Source organism: Clostridium sp. FS41 (genome assembly GCF_000954015.1).
Taxonomy (GTDB): Bacteria; Bacillota; Clostridia; order Lachnospirales; family Lachnospiraceae; genus Enterocloster; species Enterocloster citroniae.
In genome coordinates, this window is the sequence record NZ_JYHN01000061.1 from 100,309 (window position 1) to 116,847 (window position 16,539).

The following is a 16,539-nucleotide window of genomic DNA, read 5'->3' on the forward strand; positions in this document are numbered from 1 at the left end:
GGTAATTAAACATGAGATTGGTTTTAGATACCCACACCCACACCATTGCCAGCGCCCACGCCTACTCCACAGTGGCGGAGATGGCCAGGGCGGCGGCGGACAGGAAACTGGAGCTTTTGGCCATCACGGACCACGGCCCGGCCCTGGCGGATTCCAGCCATAAGCTGCATTTTATGAACTATCATGTGCTGCCCGGGGAAATGTACGGTGTCCGTATGATTTATGGGGCGGAGCTGAACATACTGGACTTTGAGGGAAATGTGGATCTGGATGAGGAGATCCTTAAGCGGCAGGACCTGTGTATTGCCAGCTTCCACACTGCCTGCACAAAAGCCGGGACCATGGAGGAAAACACACAGGCCTATTTAAAGGCCATGGAAAATCCATATGTGGATATCATCGGGCATCCGGAGGACGGATACATCCCGGTGGATTTTGAACGTCTTGTAAAAAAGGCAAAGGAGCAGGGGGTATTGCTGGAGATCAACAACTCCTCTGTAAAGACAGCATTTTACCGCCTGAATACCAGGGAGAATATGAAGACCATGCTTAAGCTGTGCAAACAGTACCAGGTCCCTGTTTCCATGGGTACGGACGCCCACTATGCGGGTGCGGTGGGCCTGTTTGACCAGGCGCCCCAGGTGCTCCGGGAGGTGGATTTCCCGGAGGAACTGGTGGCCAATACTTCAACAGAGAGATTCCTGGACCTTTTGGCCCGGAGAAGAAAGAGGCGCTGCCTGGAAGCCTGAGCCGGACGGGCCGCGCAATATGATACGGGCAGAGACAGGCGCCGCGCATTATGATACGGGCAGGGTGGATGCGGGAACGCCGCATGTGTGGTTCTCACACAGATAGTAAAGAACTCCCTGCCCGGGAATAGGATAAGCGTTTGTAAACGGAGCGATCCGGGACAAGCGATCCTCATTCCCGGGGCACTTAAACAGAATGGAGATAGGCGTTTTTTTCTGCCTCCTCATATAATCAAAAAGTTCATCCGGCGCCTTGTTGTCTGCCGATACACACACCAGCTCCCGGGATATGGAGAGGGCTTTCATAAACGCCATGAGAGAGAAACAGTGGGCCGAGGGATACCCCTTTGCACCGGCTGCAAGAAATGCCAGCTGCCGGTCTGCAAACTCCTGCCATCTCGGTTCTGCCGTGAGGGAAGTCAGTGCAAGAAGCACATGGGCGGCGGCTGAATTTCCGGAGGGAACAGCTCCGTCATAGATCTCCTTTGGCCGGTGGATCAGTTCCTGGACATCCCTGCCGTAAAAGTAAAAGCCTCCCTGCCGGCTGTCCCAGAACAGGTCCGCCATCTGCGCCGCCCTTTTAAGGGCCAGTTCCAGGTAATCCACCTCCAGTGTGGCCTCATACAGTGCCAGCAGCCCCAGGCAGTAGTAGGCATAATCGTCAAGATTGCCCGGAAAGGCGCGTTCGCCGTCCCGGTATCTCACAAACATTCTGTGGTTTTCATCCACCAGATGCTGTTCCACAAACATCTGAGCATTTCGGGCCTTTTTCTCATAGGCCTTTTGATCCAGCAGCAGACCGGCTTTTGCATAAGCCGTGATCATCATTGAATTCCAGGAAGTCAAAATCTTATCATCCCTGTGAAGGGCCATCCGTTTGATACGGTGATCATATACCCTTTTGCAGACCGGACTCATGAAAGGGAAGGTATCTTTATAGCCGGGGTTGTGAAGGAGATTGGGAATGTTCTTCCCCTCAAAGTTCCCCTTTTCCGTAATGCCGAACCACTGGCAGAAATCATCGTATTCCCGGGGGGTATCCAGAATCTGTCTGATCTCATCTTTTGAAAATACATAAAACTTTCCTTCCACCCCCTCGCTGTCAGCGTCCTGACCACAGTAGAATCCTCCGTCACTGTCACTTAATTCCCGTTCCACGTAGAGCAGGATCCTTTCCGCGATCTGCCTGTAATAGGGATTGTCCGTGAGCCGGTATCCTTCCAGGTAAGCCAGGGCCAGCAGGGCATTGTCATACAGCATTTTTTCAAAATGGGGAACCAGCCAGGCTTCATCCGTGGAATAACGGGAGAAGCCTCCGCCGATCTGATCGTGGATCCCGCCCCGGGCCATGGCTGTCAGCGTTTGTTCCGCCATGTCCATGGCATGATCCTCATCCCGCGCAGCGTAGTACATCATTAGGAACAGAAGGTTATGGGGAGCAGGGAATTTGGGAGCCCGGCCAAAACCGCCGTGTTTTTTGTCAAACATGGCGCTGAGCTCCTTAAATCCTTCATGGGCCAGTTCCCATGATACAGAATCTTCCGTTCTATCCCCGGCCGTTCCCGTGCCATCCATCCCATCTCCGGCCGTTCCCATCCCATCCGCCCCATTCCCTTCCCTGCCGTGGATCAGGGACATGACCTGCCGGCTCATCTGAAGCAGCTGTTCCCGGTCTGTCTCCCAAAGCCCGGACACCTTTTCAAGGAGTTCCGTCAGCCCAGTCATCCCATACCTGGACCTGGGCGGCAGGTAAGTTCCTGCGAAAAACGGTTTTTTATCCGGCGTCATGATGATGGTAAGGGGCCATCCGCCCCGGCCTGTCATGGCCTGGCAGACCGACATATATACCATGTCAATCTCCGGGCGTTCCTCCCGGTCCACTTTCACAGGCACAAAATGGGTATTTAGGATCCGGGCGATTTCTTTGTCTTCAAAGGATTCGTGTGCCATCACATGGCACCAGTGGCATGTGGAGTATCCGATGCTTAAAAACACCGGTTTTCCTTCTGATTGCGCCTTGAGAAACGCCTGGTCGGACCAGGGATACCAGTCCACGGGATTTTCGCTGTGCTGCAGCAGATAAGGGGATTTTTCGCTGTACAGATGATTGGGCATATTGCTTCCTCTCTTTTCCTGATCGTTTGGGAATAGTATCCGCGGTTTTTCGGATCTTAACCGGAAATCAGGAAAGTCTCACCGGCCACCTCCTCTGCCTGGCTGATCCCTAATTCAAGAAGTGCCTGTTTGGTTGACAGAAAGGCTCTCTCAGACAAAAGCCGGAATGTCCCTGCCAGCAATGCGCTGTCTTTTGCAGCACAGCTTTCCTGTATCCTGTGGGAGATCATCTTCCATCCGCTGACCGGCCCGGGACCTGTTACTTCCGGGCGCAGGACATTTCCCTCTGACAAAAACAGTGTGATCTTGCGGTAGATGTCCCGTATGGTCATAAGGGGACAGAAACGGATCACTGCCTGCATCACGGCGTTGAGCACAGCTGTAGTGGACTCCTTTGTATCCGGTACAGAGGCGGCCATAGCAATGCTGTCCACAGCCTCCTGTGAAAAATAGGGAAATGAATGCATGATAACAGGCTCGCAGGTCACTGCCAGCAGTTGAAGGGCTTCCAGAAAACCCCTGAGATGATCTTCCATCATCAGTTCCCTGATCTTATAGAGGAGCTCAGGCCCGCTGGCGGAAATGACCTGCGTGCCGATTCCGTTCAAGGTCTTGACCACTCCCAGCTGGTTCAGCAGATGGATGGTCCTGCGCATGGTGATCTCAGATACATGGTAGATATCTGCCAGCGCTGACCCGCTTGGCAAAAGCGTTCCAACAGGATAAACACCCTGATTGATTTTACATACAATGTTGATCGCCAGGGTATCGCAGTACCGTGTGCGTCCCTTGCGGGGCGCCCAGGAAAAGACCTCCCTCTGACCCGGTGCCGTGATACCGGGGACTTCCAGCAGGTAAGATTCTATGATTCCATAAAAGATGCCGCTTAAATGCTCCAGGCGCTGCCTGATCCGGACAGGGGGAAGCGTTCTGCTGTTCCGGACGCAGTAATCGTATTCCGCTGATACATCCGTCATCAGGTCATCTGCTTTGGAACTTCCCAGCTTGGAGTAAAGGATATCCAGCAGGGCGCTTTCGGCAAATGAGCTGATGTCATAATAGAGACTGAGGACGGTCCGGCTTCCAAGGGCCAGAAAGGAATTTTCAAACTGCTGGTAGAGATATCTGCCGGGGATGCTGAGAGCCTTTCTGTCACCCGGCTGTACGGACAGGTGGCGGCTGTCACCGTGGATCATGCCGTATAAACAGAGGTCCGGCAGGATTAAATTCAGGGTCCGTATCACATCTAAGAGGGAATGGGCACGTTGTTTGAAAACAGGGCTTTCCAGGTAATCCCTGTATGGTTTGTCAAGGATCGCAGTGGATTTTCCGCGGCAAAGCTTAATAAGGCCACCCTGTTCAAGCATCTTAAGGGCCCTTTGGGCAGGACAGTAGGATACCTGATACTGGCTGGCGATTTCCTTGGCAGAGGGAAAGCGGGTTTCATTATCATAAAAGCCCAGCTGTATTTTTCCTGCCAGGCTCCGATAAATGGTCCGTTCCCTGCTGTTGGAATTGGACATGGGACGTCTTCCTTTCATTAGTATTTATAGTTGCTGAAAAAACATGGTAAGAAATCCATGCTTTAGCAGGAGACAGGGAAGATGCCCGGTGTCAATAGGCGGAGCATACAGCCCGTGAATACTCATCCATCATCCAGTGGAGGTACTGCATCCTTGGTTCGGCTGCATCCGTCTGTTCGGTGATGTCGGACAGGGATGCGGAGAACATGGGACGGCTGTTGGCTGTGGCGCCGGTTAACATAATGTTCAGACGGAACCATAAAAGTCTTCCATCCTTTGCTGGCAGAAGGCAGGCTGTGACAAGATGCTTGCTTCCATTGGCCGCGGCCTCTGTCAGCGCAAGCCTTAATTTGTCAAATTCCTTGGTGTGTTGGCTTAAATACTGGCGCAGACCCATAAAATTGGAAAGAAAATCCTCCTTGGTATAGCCGATCTCCTTATAAAAGGACGCGTTTGCCACCAGAATGGTCAGATCTTCATCCAATATGCACTTGATGATACTGCTGTCCGTACCGGCCATTATTTTGTTGGATTTGTTGGTGGGAGCTGCAGCAGACCTGCTGGGATCACTGTTAATCGATGTATTATTCTGAAGTACCATATTTGAATTGTTCTCCTTTGTCGGTGTAAAAATAATGGATAGATCCCTTTAGCAAACAATATGAAAATCTACCTTGATCATATTATATCTAATAAACGGAATAAAAGCAATAGGGTGATTTGCCTCTTTGGTTGCCTGTGCAACGTACTTTTTAATGGTTTTAAATTATAATGGGCAAAACAGGAAATAACAGGAGGTAGATCAATGAATCTGACATTTACAGGGCTTTTATATGGAGCGGCCGCAGCCTGTCTGGCCGTATCCTTCCGTAAGGACCGGGAAAAGACAAATCAGGCAGTAAAAAAGGGGTTTCGCATGTTTATGGGAGTGCTGCCCCATTTTCTCACCATCCTTTTGATCACAGGCATTCTATTTACAGCCGTGACACCGGGGATGATCCGGGACGTGATCGGAACCGGGTCCGGTTTCAGGGGAATGGTCCTGTCAGCCTTGACCGGAGCAGTTGCCCTGGTACCGGTGCTGGCAGTGTTTCCTATGGTCTCCCGGCTCCTTGAAAGCGGGGCTGGTATTCCCCAGATGGCAGTGTTTATCTCCACGCTCACCACGGTGGGAATTGCCACGCTTCCACTGGAGATACGGTATCTGGGAGTGAAGGCTTCTATTTTGCGCAACCTTTTTTTCTTTGTGTCCGCATTTATCACATCCTGGGCATTGGGGGTGATCCTGGCATGAAGAACAAGAGGATATGGGGGCTGGCAGCGGCCCTGATCGCTGCATTGATTGTGATCCGGCCGGATGGAGCCAAGGATGTGCTTGTGTATACGGGAAAGGGGACGGTTCAGTTTCTGTGGAATCTGATCCCTGTTTTTCTGTGCGTAGGCCTGATGGACGTGTGGGTGGAGAAAGAAAAAATGATGCAGATCATGGGAACGGATTCCGGGCTTAGGGGTATGGCCATCTCACTGCTGATTGGGATTGTAACTGCGGTGCCTATTTACGCACTGCTGCCCATTGCCGGCATGCTCCTGAAAAAGGGGGGCAGGATATCCAATGTACTCATTTTCCTGTGTTCCAGCGCAAGCGTACGGATCCCTCTTTTGCTGTTTGAGATATCTTCCCTGGGAGCTGCGTTTTCCCTTTGCCGCTTTTTAATGAATCTTCTGGCGGTGTTTGCCATAGCGGCCCTGGTGGAGAGGGCGCTGACACAAACGGAAAGGGAGGAGATGTACAGAAGGAACCAATCCTAAAATACGATTGTGCCAAAGTAAAAAACTGTTTATAATGAAGAGAGGGGAAAGGTGAATTTCCCATTGGGGTAAACGGAGGAGCAGCATATGACAACGGTGATCGAAAAGGGAACAGCGGCTGATACGGACGAGCTGGAACAGCTGTATGGCAGGTTACATGAGCATTTGGGAAAACATATTAATTATCCCGGATGGATCAGCGGTATCTATCCGGCCCGGGATACTGCTGAGAGCGGGATCGGGGAAGGGTGCCTGTATGTGGCCAGGGAGTGCGGGAACCGGGAACCGGGGCCTATTGCGGGGACTGTGATCCTGCGCCGTGAGCCTGAGCCGGGATATGAGAAGGCGGACTGGCATACGGACCTGGATTACCGGGACATATTGGTGGTGTACACCCTAGCGGTCCACCCGGATTATCTGAACAAAGGGGTGGGAATGCAGCTGATGGATTTTATCATAAGCCACGCAGAAGCCGAGGGGGCAAAGGCCGTACGCCTGGATGTATATGAAAAGAATCTGCCGGCGATCAGGCTGTACAGAAAGTATGGCTTTCAGTATATTGATACAGTGGATCTGGGATACGGCAAATACGGTCTGGATCGGTTTGAACTGTATCAAAAGCTGTTATAGGCAGCTGGACAGAAAGAAAACACCCCAATACATATGGGGCAGGGATGATGAAGGAGGAACTTTGTGGGAATACGTTTAATTGCGTCCGATATGGATGGCACGCTCCTGGATCGGCATTCTGATGTTTCAGAGGCCAATATCTGGGCCATTCAGGCTCTGGATGAGTATGGAGTGGAGTTTATAATATGCAGCGGCCGCGATTATGGCGGAGCCAAAGCCTTGCTGGAAAGCAAGGGGATCAAGTGTGGGTTTATCTGCCTCAGCGGCGCTGCCGTCTATGACAGGGAAGGAAAACGGCTGCTGGAAATACCCATGGCGCGGCAGGATGTGGCCGATGCCGAGGCAGTGCTTCTAAGCCGGGGGGCAACCATGAAATTCATGACGTCCGGCGGATGGTACAGCACTTCAAAAAGGGAGGCGGTGCTGGACGAACTGTGCAGGCATTGGAACGGCGGCATAGCGGATCCCGGCCGGCTGCCGCCTTTGCTTCGGGAACGGGTTGAGGAGCGGATGGACTCCATCACCTTTATCAGGCATTCCTCGGAGATCCCTTCCCAGGTGTCGGTCTATAAAATATGTGCCGATGACCTGGCGGAGGAAACCGTGATGGAGATAAAAGATGAATTCCAGGCCTATGCGGAGCTGGCAGTGGCCTCCTCCTTTCCCACCAATATCGAGGTCACTGGAAAGAATGCCCAAAAGGGACTGGCCCTTAAGTATTATGCCGGGCGAAAGCAGATCCCGCTGGAGGACGTGATGGTCCTGGGGGACAGCGACAACGACCTGTCCATGTTTACCCAGGACTTTGGCTGGACCGTTGCCATGTCCAACTCCATGCCGTGCATCCTGGAAGCGGCCCGGTACCGCACCCTCTCCAATGAGGAGGATGGGGTGGCCTGGGCGATCAGAACGTATGTGTTTGGAGAAACGGATTAGGGAAATGAATCGGAAAATGGGTTAGGAAAATGATTGGGTCTGGTTTGAAGCGTAGAGCACTGTTTCCAGACAGTCGGAATCAATTCCAAAGCGTATCCGCACAGCATAATCGGAAGCAGCCTGTTCAAAATATGGACCGGCTCCCGGAATCCGGCTGACTGCTGCGCGGATCGCGGGTTTTATGCATGTGCAGATCTCTTCCACGCAAGAAGATAGGAAGCGGGTCCGCAGCAGGTTGCATTCTTCAACGGTCAGCAGAGGTATATCCAAAGCCCTTAGGGCGGAAAAATCCGACCCGGCTGCCTCCGCTGCCAGCAGGCGGCTCACCGTACAGAGAAGGACCGGCTCACACAGATTGTCAAGGTAAAGCTCCCTGTAATCCGGCGATACCCGTTCCATTAGCCTGCATATGGTGTCAGGATGGAAGCGGTTCAGGAAATGCACCTCCATGGCAATGGATTTCAGGTATTTAAAAATCAGATCAATGCCTCTTAGGGGGCTTAGGGGTCTGGGGCCATTTTGCTGGGGAAGCGGGTCCTGGCAGGCGGAACCATCCAGACAGGCAGTTTTGTTAAGCAGCGGATAATCCAGTGTCAGCAAATGGTTTCCCGGGAAAAAGACGGGATCATACCGGACAAAGAATTCAGGCATTCCCTTTAATATGGTATCCCTGTAGTTCGCGCAGCCGTAATCATGAAAACATGGAAGGATGGATTCATAGATTTCCTTGGCCTGCAGGGTCTTTTGGATCACGAGATGTGCACCCCGGTCATAGAGCTCCCTCTCATGGGGCATGCGCCCGGCGCTGATTCCGTGTTCTGTATCTGTTACGCACTCACGGATACAGTAAATAACAGCCTCCATCAGGGCCTGGGCTGCCTCGTAGGAGACAGAGCAGCTCTCCCCGGACGTGTAGCGGACTGACAGTTCTGCCACAATGGGCAGCAGACGTTCGATGTGATATTCCATTGATAACCTCCTTCATAGCCGGGAATGGGGGATTAACGCCAGCACAGGTCTTTTAGGGCCTGGAGATACAAGCCTTTATCCCACCTGGCTTCGCCGCTGAACTGTTCGTATACTCCGCGGCCCTCGCTTTGCTGGTATCCGGAATATCCGGCCCGTACACCTGCTGCAAAACGGTCCAGGCAGGTATCTTCCAGATAGTCTGCGTCTCCGAAGCATACTTCGTCAAACTGCTCCCTCATAAAATTCAAAAGCTCCCGGTCTGTTACGCGGTCAGCGGTGCTGTCCTTGAACTCATAGAAAATATCCTGGAGCCGGGCCAGCATTTCCATATAGTTGTCCTGTTCCAGATAGGGGGAGTCACAGAATGTCCATATGAGGGTTTCCAGGATCCCTTTTCCAAATTCCACGCGTCTCCACTTCCTCAGGCTTTCATTCCTGCACGCTGCCAGCTCCAGGGCTTCTTCCTGGGACAGGGACAGTCCAAAGCGGGCCGTGTCCTCGTTGCATGCTGCCAGCCTTGCCAGCTCCTGGGACTGCTTTCCCTGCCACAGCATTTCATAGAAATCTTTTTCTTCTTCCATATGTGTCCTCCTTCTTGTGGACACCCATTATACGGCGGGTGGGAGACCATTACAAGTCTTGTATTTAGGCCGTTTTTGTGGTATTATAATGGTGTGGAAAATAGAAAAAACATGGCGCCAAGCACAAGCAGGGCGTTATCAGAGATGATCTGCAGGCATACCAGCAGATAGCAACAATTTTAAGAAATCCCATACCGGCGTTGATGACGCCGGTATTTTCATGTCCTGACGCCGGAACGGGAGACGGGATATGGGGTGGGATCAACTGAATTTGAGTGCAGCGCCCTTTTCTTATGGATGGATCAGTTTGTGGGGCATAAGGAATTTATTTCCCAAAGAACAGCTTCATATCCTCATCCACGGTGCCGATGCCTGAGATGCCGAAGTTATCCACCAGCACCTTAGCCACATTGGGGCTTAAGAAAGCAGGCAGTGTGGGGCCTAAATGGATGTTCTTAACTCCCAGGTATAACAGGGCAAGGAGTACGATGACAGCTTTTTGCTCATACCATGCAATGTTATAGATAATGGGCAGGTCGTTGATATCCTCCAGGCCGAATACTTCCTTTAATTTAAGGGCGATCACTGCCAGGGAATAGGAGTCGTTGCACTGTCCGGCGTCCAGCACGCGGGGGATTCCCCCAATGTCGCCCAGATCCAGTTTGTTGTATTTATACTTGGCGCAGCCTGCGGTGAGGATAACCGTGTCCTTTGGCAGGGCCTTTGCAAAGTCTGTGTAATAGCTGCGGCTTCCTGCCCGGCCATCACATCCTGCCATGACCACGAATTTTTTAATGGCGCCTGATTTTACAGCTGCCACAACCTGGTCGGCCAGGGCCAGCACCTGGTTATGGGCAAAGCCGCCGATGATCTCGCCTGTCTCAATCTCTGCGGGAGCCGCGCACTGCTTTGCGTGCCGGATGATCTCAGAAAAGTCCTTTTCCTCCCCAATGGAGCCGGGAATGTGCCTGCAGCCCGGGAATCCGGCCGCACCGGTGGTGTAAAGGCGGTCCTTATAGCTGTCCTTTGGGGGGACGATGCAGTTGGTGGTCATAAGGATGGGGCCGTTAAAGGACTCAAATTCCTCCTTCTGTTTCCACCAGGCATTGCCATAGTTGCCCACAAAGTTGGGATATTTCTTAAAAGCCGGATAGTAGTGGGCGGGCAGCATTTCCGAATGGGTATATACATCCACGCCGGTTCCCTGTGTCTGCTCAAGAAGCATTTCCAGGTCCCGCAGGTCATGGCCGGAAACCAGGATTCCGGGGCGTGTTCCCACACCGATATTGACTTTGGTGATCTCAGGATTTCCAAAGGCCTGTGTATTTGCCTTGTCCAGCAGGGCCATGCCGGACACGCCGTACCGGCCGGTCTCCAGAGTCAGGGCTACCAAGTCATCAGCGGTAAGGGTGTCATCCAGCGTTGAGGCCAGGGCGCGCTGCAGGAACGCATCCACCTGGACATCCTCCTCTAAAAGGACATTGGCGTGTTTGGAGTAGGCGGACAGTCCCTTAAGCCCGTAGGTGATGAGTTCCCGCAGAGAGCGGATGTCTTCATTTTCCGTGGAGAGCACGCCCACCGTGGCTGCCTTTGGCTCAAATGCAGAATCGTCCCCTGACCAGAGGGCTGCATCGGGAAGCTGATCCATGTCTTTTACCAGTAAAAGCAGTTCCTTCTTGGTATCCAGGGTTGCGCGGATACGGCTGACAATGGCCTCTTTGTCAAAATTGGCATTGGTAATGGTGGTAAACAGGTTTAATGTGATCAGGTGGTTGATCTCAGGACGGACCTCAGCGCCTTCCTTTCTCAGCGCGGTGGTGACAGCGGACAGGCCCTTGGTCACATAGACCAGCAAATCCTGCATGGCGGCCACATCCGGCTTCTTGCCGCAGACCCCCACCCGGGTACATCCGGTGCATCCTGCGGTTTCCTGACATTGGTAACAGAACATTTTGTTTTCCATAATGATGGATCCTCCTTTTGATTTCCCAAGGTTTTTATTGTGTTGGCTTTAGTATAATATAATCAAAACAACATGTATGTTGTTGAAACAACACAATGCAAAAATATTTTTCGGTTGTCCAGCGCTGACTCTACGGAGCGTTGATTGTAATCCGGCGCGTATGGGGGTATTCTATAGAGGGCTTGGGAATTGTTCCATAGAGGGTTTGGAAATAAATGTTCCAACATATGCAACGGTTCAGGACATCCGATGTGGAAATGGATGCAAAAACGGACTTATAAGCAAGTTTATCACCCGCTTTTGCCCCATTTTCCCGCTATCCTGAATTGTTGCCAATATTATAGTAAACGGAGGTGGGCATGATGGATTGCGCCAAGGTAGGGGGGCTGATTGCGGGTCTGAGGAAAGAAAAGAAATGGACTCAGAAGCAGCTGGCTGATGCCATGAACATCAGTGACAAGACGATCTCAAAATGGGAGAGGGGACTGGGGTGCCCGGATGTATCCCTGTTAAACCAGCTGTCAGGGATTCTGAATGTAAATATTGAACAGATACTGCTGGGCGATTTAGAGCCCAACACAACAGACGGAGGAAATATGAAAAAAGTAAAGTTTTATGTCTGCCCCAGCTGCAATGCTGTGATGACTTCCACAGGCGAGGGGGAAATTTCATGCTGCGGGCGCAAACTGCCGGCGCTGAGTGCAAAGCCTGAGGACGGGCAGCATTTTCTGAAAGTGGAAACAGTGGAAGATGAATCTTACATTACATTTTCCCATGAAATGACAAAGGAGCATTATCTGAATTTTATCTGCCATGTGACATATGACAGAATGCTGTTTGTAAAACTGTATCCGGAACAGGGCGGCGAGGTGCGCATTCCAAGGATAAGGGGAGGGAAACTCTATTTTGGATGCAGCCGCCATGGGCTGTGGGTGAATGACCGGACACATTCTGGGGCTAGGAATCAGCGGGATAATCAGTTATAATGGATCCATACCCTTGTCCGCTGAGGGTAAGGATTGAGAAATGAGGATAAGGATTGCATGGGAAGATTATCAGTTGATATCATGGAACTGGAGGAGATGACCCTTTATGGTCTGTGGAAAGGGTCAAATGACAAGACGGTTTCCAGTGATATAGATTTTATGTCAAAGGAATATCATGAGGCAGTGGGACGCCGGGACGGAGAAATCCTTCCCTATTTTGTCCTGTCAAGGAATTACGACAAACAGAGCAGGGAGTTTGAATTGCTGGTGGGAAGCACGCTGGAGCATGAAAACCTGGAACGTCTCATCCTGCCCCAGGGGCCTTATGCCCGGATCACCGTAAGCCCCAGATTCGGCAGATGGTGGGGAATGGCCATCGGGGAAGCTAAGCGGTATTTTTATACCAAATGGCTGCCGGGAAGTCCTTATGAAGCATTGAACCTGGAGTACGAATACCACACCCAAAAGAGTAAGGACAGCCATCCCTCCATTGATATTATGTTTGCAGTGAGAAAAAAGGAGAAGGAGTAAGGATGGGACTGTTGTATCAAAGGGCTGGCAAAGAGGACCTGGATCTGCTGGCAGATACCAGGATCCAGGTGTTAAGGGCGGCCAACCGGCTGGATGATGATGTGGATATGTCCTGGGTGCGCAGGGAATCTTATGAATACTACGCAAAGTCCCTTGGGGATAGGACCCATTGCGCCTATCTGGTATTTGACAAAGACCGGTTTGTGGGGGCGGGAGGCGTGAGCTTTTACCGGGTCATGCCCACGTATCATAATCCTACTGGGTGGAAGGCTTATATCATGAACATGTACACCCATCCGGAATACCGCAGAAAGGGAATCGCGCTCCATATGCTGGATCTTTTAGTGAAAGAGGCAAGGCAGGCTGGGATTGGGTTCATTTCCCTGGAAGCAACGGAGATGGGCAGGCCCCTGTATGAGAAATATGGATTTGTAAAAATGAATGACGAGATGGCACTTCCTTTTTAAAAGACTGGAATCAGTGGGAATAGGAAATGTCTGCGAAAGGAGCAGCAGTATGTTGGAGCTTAAGGTGATCCGGGAAGATTTTTCCGTGTGCAGGCTCGGTGACCTTACACAGGTGGATCTGACGGAGGAGTATTATTTTATCGGCAAAACAGATGAGGAACTGTCCCTTGTGTGCAGGACCTGCCGCGTGCCGGGCAATGCCGTTTCCAGAGAGGACGGCTGGAAGGCGTTCAGGATCCAGGGCGTGCTGGATTTTTCATTGATCGGGATCCTGGCAAAGATATCCTCCATTCTGGCGGAGGAGAAGATCGGCATCTTTGTGGTGTCCACCTATAATACGGATTATGTCCTGACCAGGGAGGCTGATTTTGACAGGGCGCTCAAGGCTCTTGGCGCCAGGGGATATGTGATAAAAGACTCATAAAAAGAAGATGACAAAACACTTGACCAATCCTGTTTGCAGGCGTAAACTAAAACAGGAATTGGATTTGGAGGGGCGCAGAAAATAGCACATATTTTCTGCGCCCTTCAGGTATCGAGGTGATGATCATGAACAAGCTGGAGGAATGGGAACAGGCGTTAAAACAGGCTGTGGATACGGGGTATTCCTATGGATTGGCCAGAAGGATGGAAGAATACAAGACCAACCCCGTGCTGGGGTACCGCACGGCGGGTTCCGGTGCGGAGCGGGAGACGGGGGAAATGCTGTACAGGGAGATGGAAGCCCTGGGGCTCTCCGGTGTCTGCAGGGATAAGATCCAGGTGGACAGCTGGGAATTTGAACGTGCTGTGATGCGCTTTACGGACAGGAACGGCCGGGAGCACCGATTTCAGCTGGGGGCTTACCAGACCCAGTTTTGCACCGAGGGATTTCAGGAATTTACCATCATTTATCTGGAAAAGGGAACGGCCCGGTCCTATGAAGGCGTGGATGTAAAAGGTAAGCTGGTGCTGATCGACATTAACCAGAGGGAGGAGTGGTGGATCAATTTTCCCGTGTATCAGGCTTACCTGAAGGGGGCCGCGGCCCTGATCGCGGTTCAGGAGCAGGGATATGGGGAGATACATGATACGGCCCTGAATGCCCAGGATATTGCCGGACCCAGGGAGGCTGCCGCATTTTCCATATCCCGGGCTGATGCCGATATCATAAAAGGATCCATGGAGGACCGGGAGGCAAAGGTGCTCTTTGATGCCAGATCAACGGTAAAGCTGGACCAGGAGGATTATAATATCCTGGGATGCATACCCGGGACAGAGCCGGACGAAAAGATACTGCTCACCGCCCACTATGATTCCTATTTCAGCGGATTTCAGGATGACAATGCGGCGGTGGCCATGATGCTGGGAATTGCCCGGAGCTTGAAGCAGATTGGGTACAAGCCCAGGAAGACCCTGGTATTCTGCGCCATGGCAGCGGAGGAGTGGGGCGTGTCAAACTCCAAGTACGACTGGTCCACGGGCGCCTATGAGCAGGTGTTTACCGCCCGCCCCCAGTGGCAGGGGCAGGTGACGGCCAACCTGAATTTTGAGCTGCCAGCCCATGCCCACGGAGCAAAGGACGGGGTGCGCTGCACCTATGAATACGGGGATTTCATGGAAAATTTTCTTCAAGGGATAGAGGTGGACCGGAGCGCCTACCCGGAAGGAGTGGAAGTCCTTTGTCCCATCCAGACCTGGTCCGATGATTTTTCCATGGCAATTGGGGGGATCCCCTCCATGGTCAATGACTTCAGCGCAGGGGAATTTATGGAGACCCATTACCATTCACAGTATGATAATGAGAATTTTTACCAGGAACCCGTGTACCGGTTTCACCATGAACTTTACGGCAGCCTGGTGCTGGCCCTGGATATGACCACGGTGGTGCCCCTTGACTTTAAACGGCTGTTTTGGGCAGTTAGGGACAGCGTGGACCAAACCATATGCGCCAGGACAGGCACGGATGCGGGGCCCCTCCTTGAGGCGCTGAAGCAGGGGGCCGGGGTGGCTGGAGAGCTGTACCGAAAGATCATGGAGCTGAATGAGCAGGAGTGGCCTGTAGGTGCATGGAGGGAGCTGAACAAACGCCTGCTTGATGCGTTTCGCAGGGAACAGGACTGTTTTGTGCGCCTGAGCTGGCATGATGATGTGCTGTTTCCCCAGCAGTCCGTGGAAAACAACCTGAAATCCGTATACCGGGCCCTGGAGTGCCTGGATCACGGAAATGTGAGGGGAGCCCTGGAGGCTGTATATGACATTGACAACAACCGCTATGCATTCCTGTTTGATGAGGAGGTATTCCGGTATTTTACCGAATATGTGCTGGACCAGCCCCCTGACCGGCTGAAATGGGGAACGGGCAGGATCGTCCATCACGAGAACCTGTTTGAACTGGTCCGGGGGTTAAAGGAGAAGCTTGGAGACCCGGAGGCTGATGTGGAGCGGGAGCGCGCTGTGCTGGAACAGGTCCTGGACAATCAGGTGCTGTGCTATAAGGATGATATCAAATACATGACCTTGTCTGCGGGCAGGCTGACACAGATGCTGGGATCATGTGCGGAAATGATCCGGGATATTAATTAAGAGGAAACGCATTTAGAGGAAATAAATTCTGAGGAAAAGAGGTTTGAATGCATTATGGAAAGCCAGAGGCTATACCGGGTTAGAAAAGAGGATCTTCCAAAATTGGAGGAGCTGCTGACGCAGTGCTTTTCCAATGACCCTTTGTACTGTAAGCTGATACCGGATCAGGAGACCAGGGAACGGCTGATGCCGGAACTGTTTGAATGCGACCTGACTGAGTTTTTTGAGACATGTGAGATCTATTCCGACAGCCCTGAGATGAATGCGCTGGTGGTGGTATCAGATGAGTCGGAGCCATACAATCCCCTTACATACTATCTGGCCGAGGCCTGGGCCTCCCTGAAGGCGGATGAATACCTGATCAGGGAAGACCCAAGCCTTAAGACCCTTTGGAATTTTGTGCTGGGAAAGGATTACCTGAATTCCAGGTGGACCGCGCAGCTGCACCAGGAAAACCGTCTCCATATCATTTACCTGGCCGTAAGGCCCACCATGCAGCACCATGGTCTGGCGGCCATGCTCATGGACGAGATGATCCGTTATGCCGACAGCCATAAGCTGATGATCTCCCTGGAAACCCATAATCCGCACAATGTGCCTCTGTATGAGCATTTTGGGTTCAAGGTGTTTGGCGTGGTGCAGAAGCATTTTTCCCTAAAGCAGTACTGCCTTATCCGGGAAGTCCGGTGAGCCGCGGCAGGCATCAGGGGAATCT

The 16,539-nt window shown here is 52.0% G+C and carries 17 protein-coding genes; 11 read left to right on the plus strand and 6 right to left on the minus strand.

Annotated features, from left to right (window positions below):
• Window positions 1-11: 11 nt before the first annotated feature.
• The gene (locus CLFS41_RS15020; RefSeq protein WP_045092742.1) at window positions 12-749 is read left to right on the plus strand and encodes a phosphatase; all 738 of its coding nucleotides are present in this window, start codon (window positions 12-14) and stop codon (window positions 747-749) included.
• A gap of 48 nt (window positions 750-797) precedes the next feature.
• Here CLFS41_RS15020 and CLFS41_RS15025 read toward each other — a convergent pair whose 3' ends face one another.
• The 3 genes from CLFS41_RS15025 to CLFS41_RS15035 all read right to left on the minus strand — a co-directional run bounded on the left by CLFS41_RS15025 (window position 798) and on the right by CLFS41_RS15035 (window position 4,988).
• Window positions 798-2,864, minus strand: a complete 2,067-nt coding sequence (locus CLFS41_RS15025) for a thioredoxin domain-containing protein (RefSeq protein WP_045092743.1) — start codon at window positions 2,862-2,864, stop codon at window positions 798-800.
• Between the two features lie 56 nt (window positions 2,865-2,920).
• Window positions 2,921-4,387, minus strand: a complete 1,467-nt coding sequence (locus tag CLFS41_RS15030; RefSeq protein ID WP_045092744.1) for a GntR family transcriptional regulator — start codon at window positions 4,385-4,387, stop codon at window positions 2,921-2,923.
• A gap of 91 nt (window positions 4,388-4,478) precedes the next feature.
• The gene (locus tag CLFS41_RS15035) at window positions 4,479-4,988 is read right to left on the minus strand and encodes a PAS domain-containing protein (protein ID WP_045092745.1); all 510 of its coding nucleotides are present in this window, start codon (window positions 4,986-4,988) and stop codon (window positions 4,479-4,481) included.
• Window positions 4,989-5,192: 204 nt separating this feature from the next.
• Here CLFS41_RS15035 and CLFS41_RS15040 point away from each other — a divergent pair, with 204 nt between their 5' ends.
• The 4 genes from CLFS41_RS15040 to CLFS41_RS15055 all read left to right on the plus strand — a co-directional run bounded on the left by CLFS41_RS15040 (window position 5,193) and on the right by CLFS41_RS15055 (window position 7,762).
• Entirely contained in the window at window positions 5,193-5,681 is a 489-nt protein-coding gene (locus CLFS41_RS15040) for a hypothetical protein (protein WP_045092746.1), read from the plus strand.
• Window positions 5,678-6,196 (plus strand): permease, encoded by a 519-nt coding sequence (locus tag CLFS41_RS15045; RefSeq protein WP_045092747.1) that lies wholly within the window; start codon window positions 5,678-5,680, stop codon window positions 6,194-6,196. Before CLFS41_RS15040 ends, CLFS41_RS15045 begins: the two co-directional genes overlap by 4 nt.
• A gap of 87 nt (window positions 6,197-6,283) precedes the next feature.
• Complete coding sequence (locus tag CLFS41_RS15050; RefSeq protein ID WP_045092748.1) at window positions 6,284-6,826, plus strand: N-acetyltransferase; 543 nt, start codon at window positions 6,284-6,286, stop codon at window positions 6,824-6,826.
• Between the two features lie 63 nt (window positions 6,827-6,889).
• On the plus strand, window positions 6,890-7,762 hold the full coding sequence (locus CLFS41_RS15055; RefSeq protein WP_045092749.1) for a Cof-type HAD-IIB family hydrolase: 873 nt from the start codon (window positions 6,890-6,892) through the stop codon (window positions 7,760-7,762).
• A gap of 21 nt (window positions 7,763-7,783) precedes the next feature.
• On the opposite strand, the gene CLFS41_RS29035 is transcribed toward CLFS41_RS15055, so the two are convergent.
• The 3 genes from CLFS41_RS29035 to hcp form a co-directional block, all read right to left on the minus strand.
• Window positions 7,784-8,731, minus strand: a complete 948-nt coding sequence (locus tag CLFS41_RS29035) for a DUF6179 domain-containing protein (RefSeq protein ID WP_052665762.1) — start codon at window positions 8,729-8,731, stop codon at window positions 7,784-7,786.
• 32 nt (window positions 8,732-8,763) lie between these two features.
• Entirely contained in the window at window positions 8,764-9,312 is a 549-nt protein-coding gene (locus tag CLFS41_RS15070) for a DUF6323 family protein (RefSeq protein ID WP_045092750.1), read from the minus strand.
• 325 nt (window positions 9,313-9,637) lie between these two features.
• Window positions 9,638-11,275 (minus strand): hydroxylamine reductase, encoded by a 1,638-nt coding sequence (gene hcp / locus CLFS41_RS15075; RefSeq protein WP_045092751.1) that lies wholly within the window; start codon window positions 11,273-11,275, stop codon window positions 9,638-9,640.
• Window positions 11,276-11,637: 362 nt separating this feature from the next.
• Here hcp and CLFS41_RS15080 point away from each other — a divergent pair, with 362 nt between their 5' ends.
• The 6 genes from CLFS41_RS15080 (at window position 11,638) to CLFS41_RS15105 (ending at window position 16,514) form a co-directional block, all read left to right on the plus strand.
• Window positions 11,638-12,261 (plus strand): helix-turn-helix domain-containing protein, encoded by a 624-nt coding sequence (locus CLFS41_RS15080; protein WP_007861381.1) that lies wholly within the window; start codon window positions 11,638-11,640, stop codon window positions 12,259-12,261.
• Between the two features lie 57 nt (window positions 12,262-12,318).
• The gene (locus CLFS41_RS15085; protein WP_007861374.1) at window positions 12,319-12,792 is read left to right on the plus strand and encodes a GyrI-like domain-containing protein; all 474 of its coding nucleotides are present in this window, start codon (window positions 12,319-12,321) and stop codon (window positions 12,790-12,792) included.
• A gap of 2 nt (window positions 12,793-12,794) precedes the next feature.
• Complete coding sequence (locus CLFS41_RS15090) at window positions 12,795-13,259, plus strand: GNAT family N-acetyltransferase (protein WP_007861373.1); 465 nt, start codon at window positions 12,795-12,797, stop codon at window positions 13,257-13,259.
• Window positions 13,260-13,311: 52 nt separating this feature from the next.
• Window positions 13,312-13,683, plus strand: a complete 372-nt coding sequence (locus tag CLFS41_RS15095) for an ACT domain-containing protein (RefSeq protein ID WP_045092900.1) — start codon at window positions 13,312-13,314, stop codon at window positions 13,681-13,683.
• Between the two features lie 125 nt (window positions 13,684-13,808).
• Window positions 13,809-15,824: a M28 family peptidase gene (locus tag CLFS41_RS15100; RefSeq protein WP_045092752.1), complete on the plus strand. Its 2,016-nt coding sequence runs from the start codon at window positions 13,809-13,811 to the stop codon at window positions 15,822-15,824.
• A 54-nt stretch (window positions 15,825-15,878) separates the two neighbouring features.
• Window positions 15,879-16,514 (plus strand): GNAT family N-acetyltransferase, encoded by a 636-nt coding sequence (locus CLFS41_RS15105; RefSeq protein ID WP_045092753.1) that lies wholly within the window; start codon window positions 15,879-15,881, stop codon window positions 16,512-16,514.
• Window positions 16,515-16,539 lie beyond the last annotated feature (25 nt).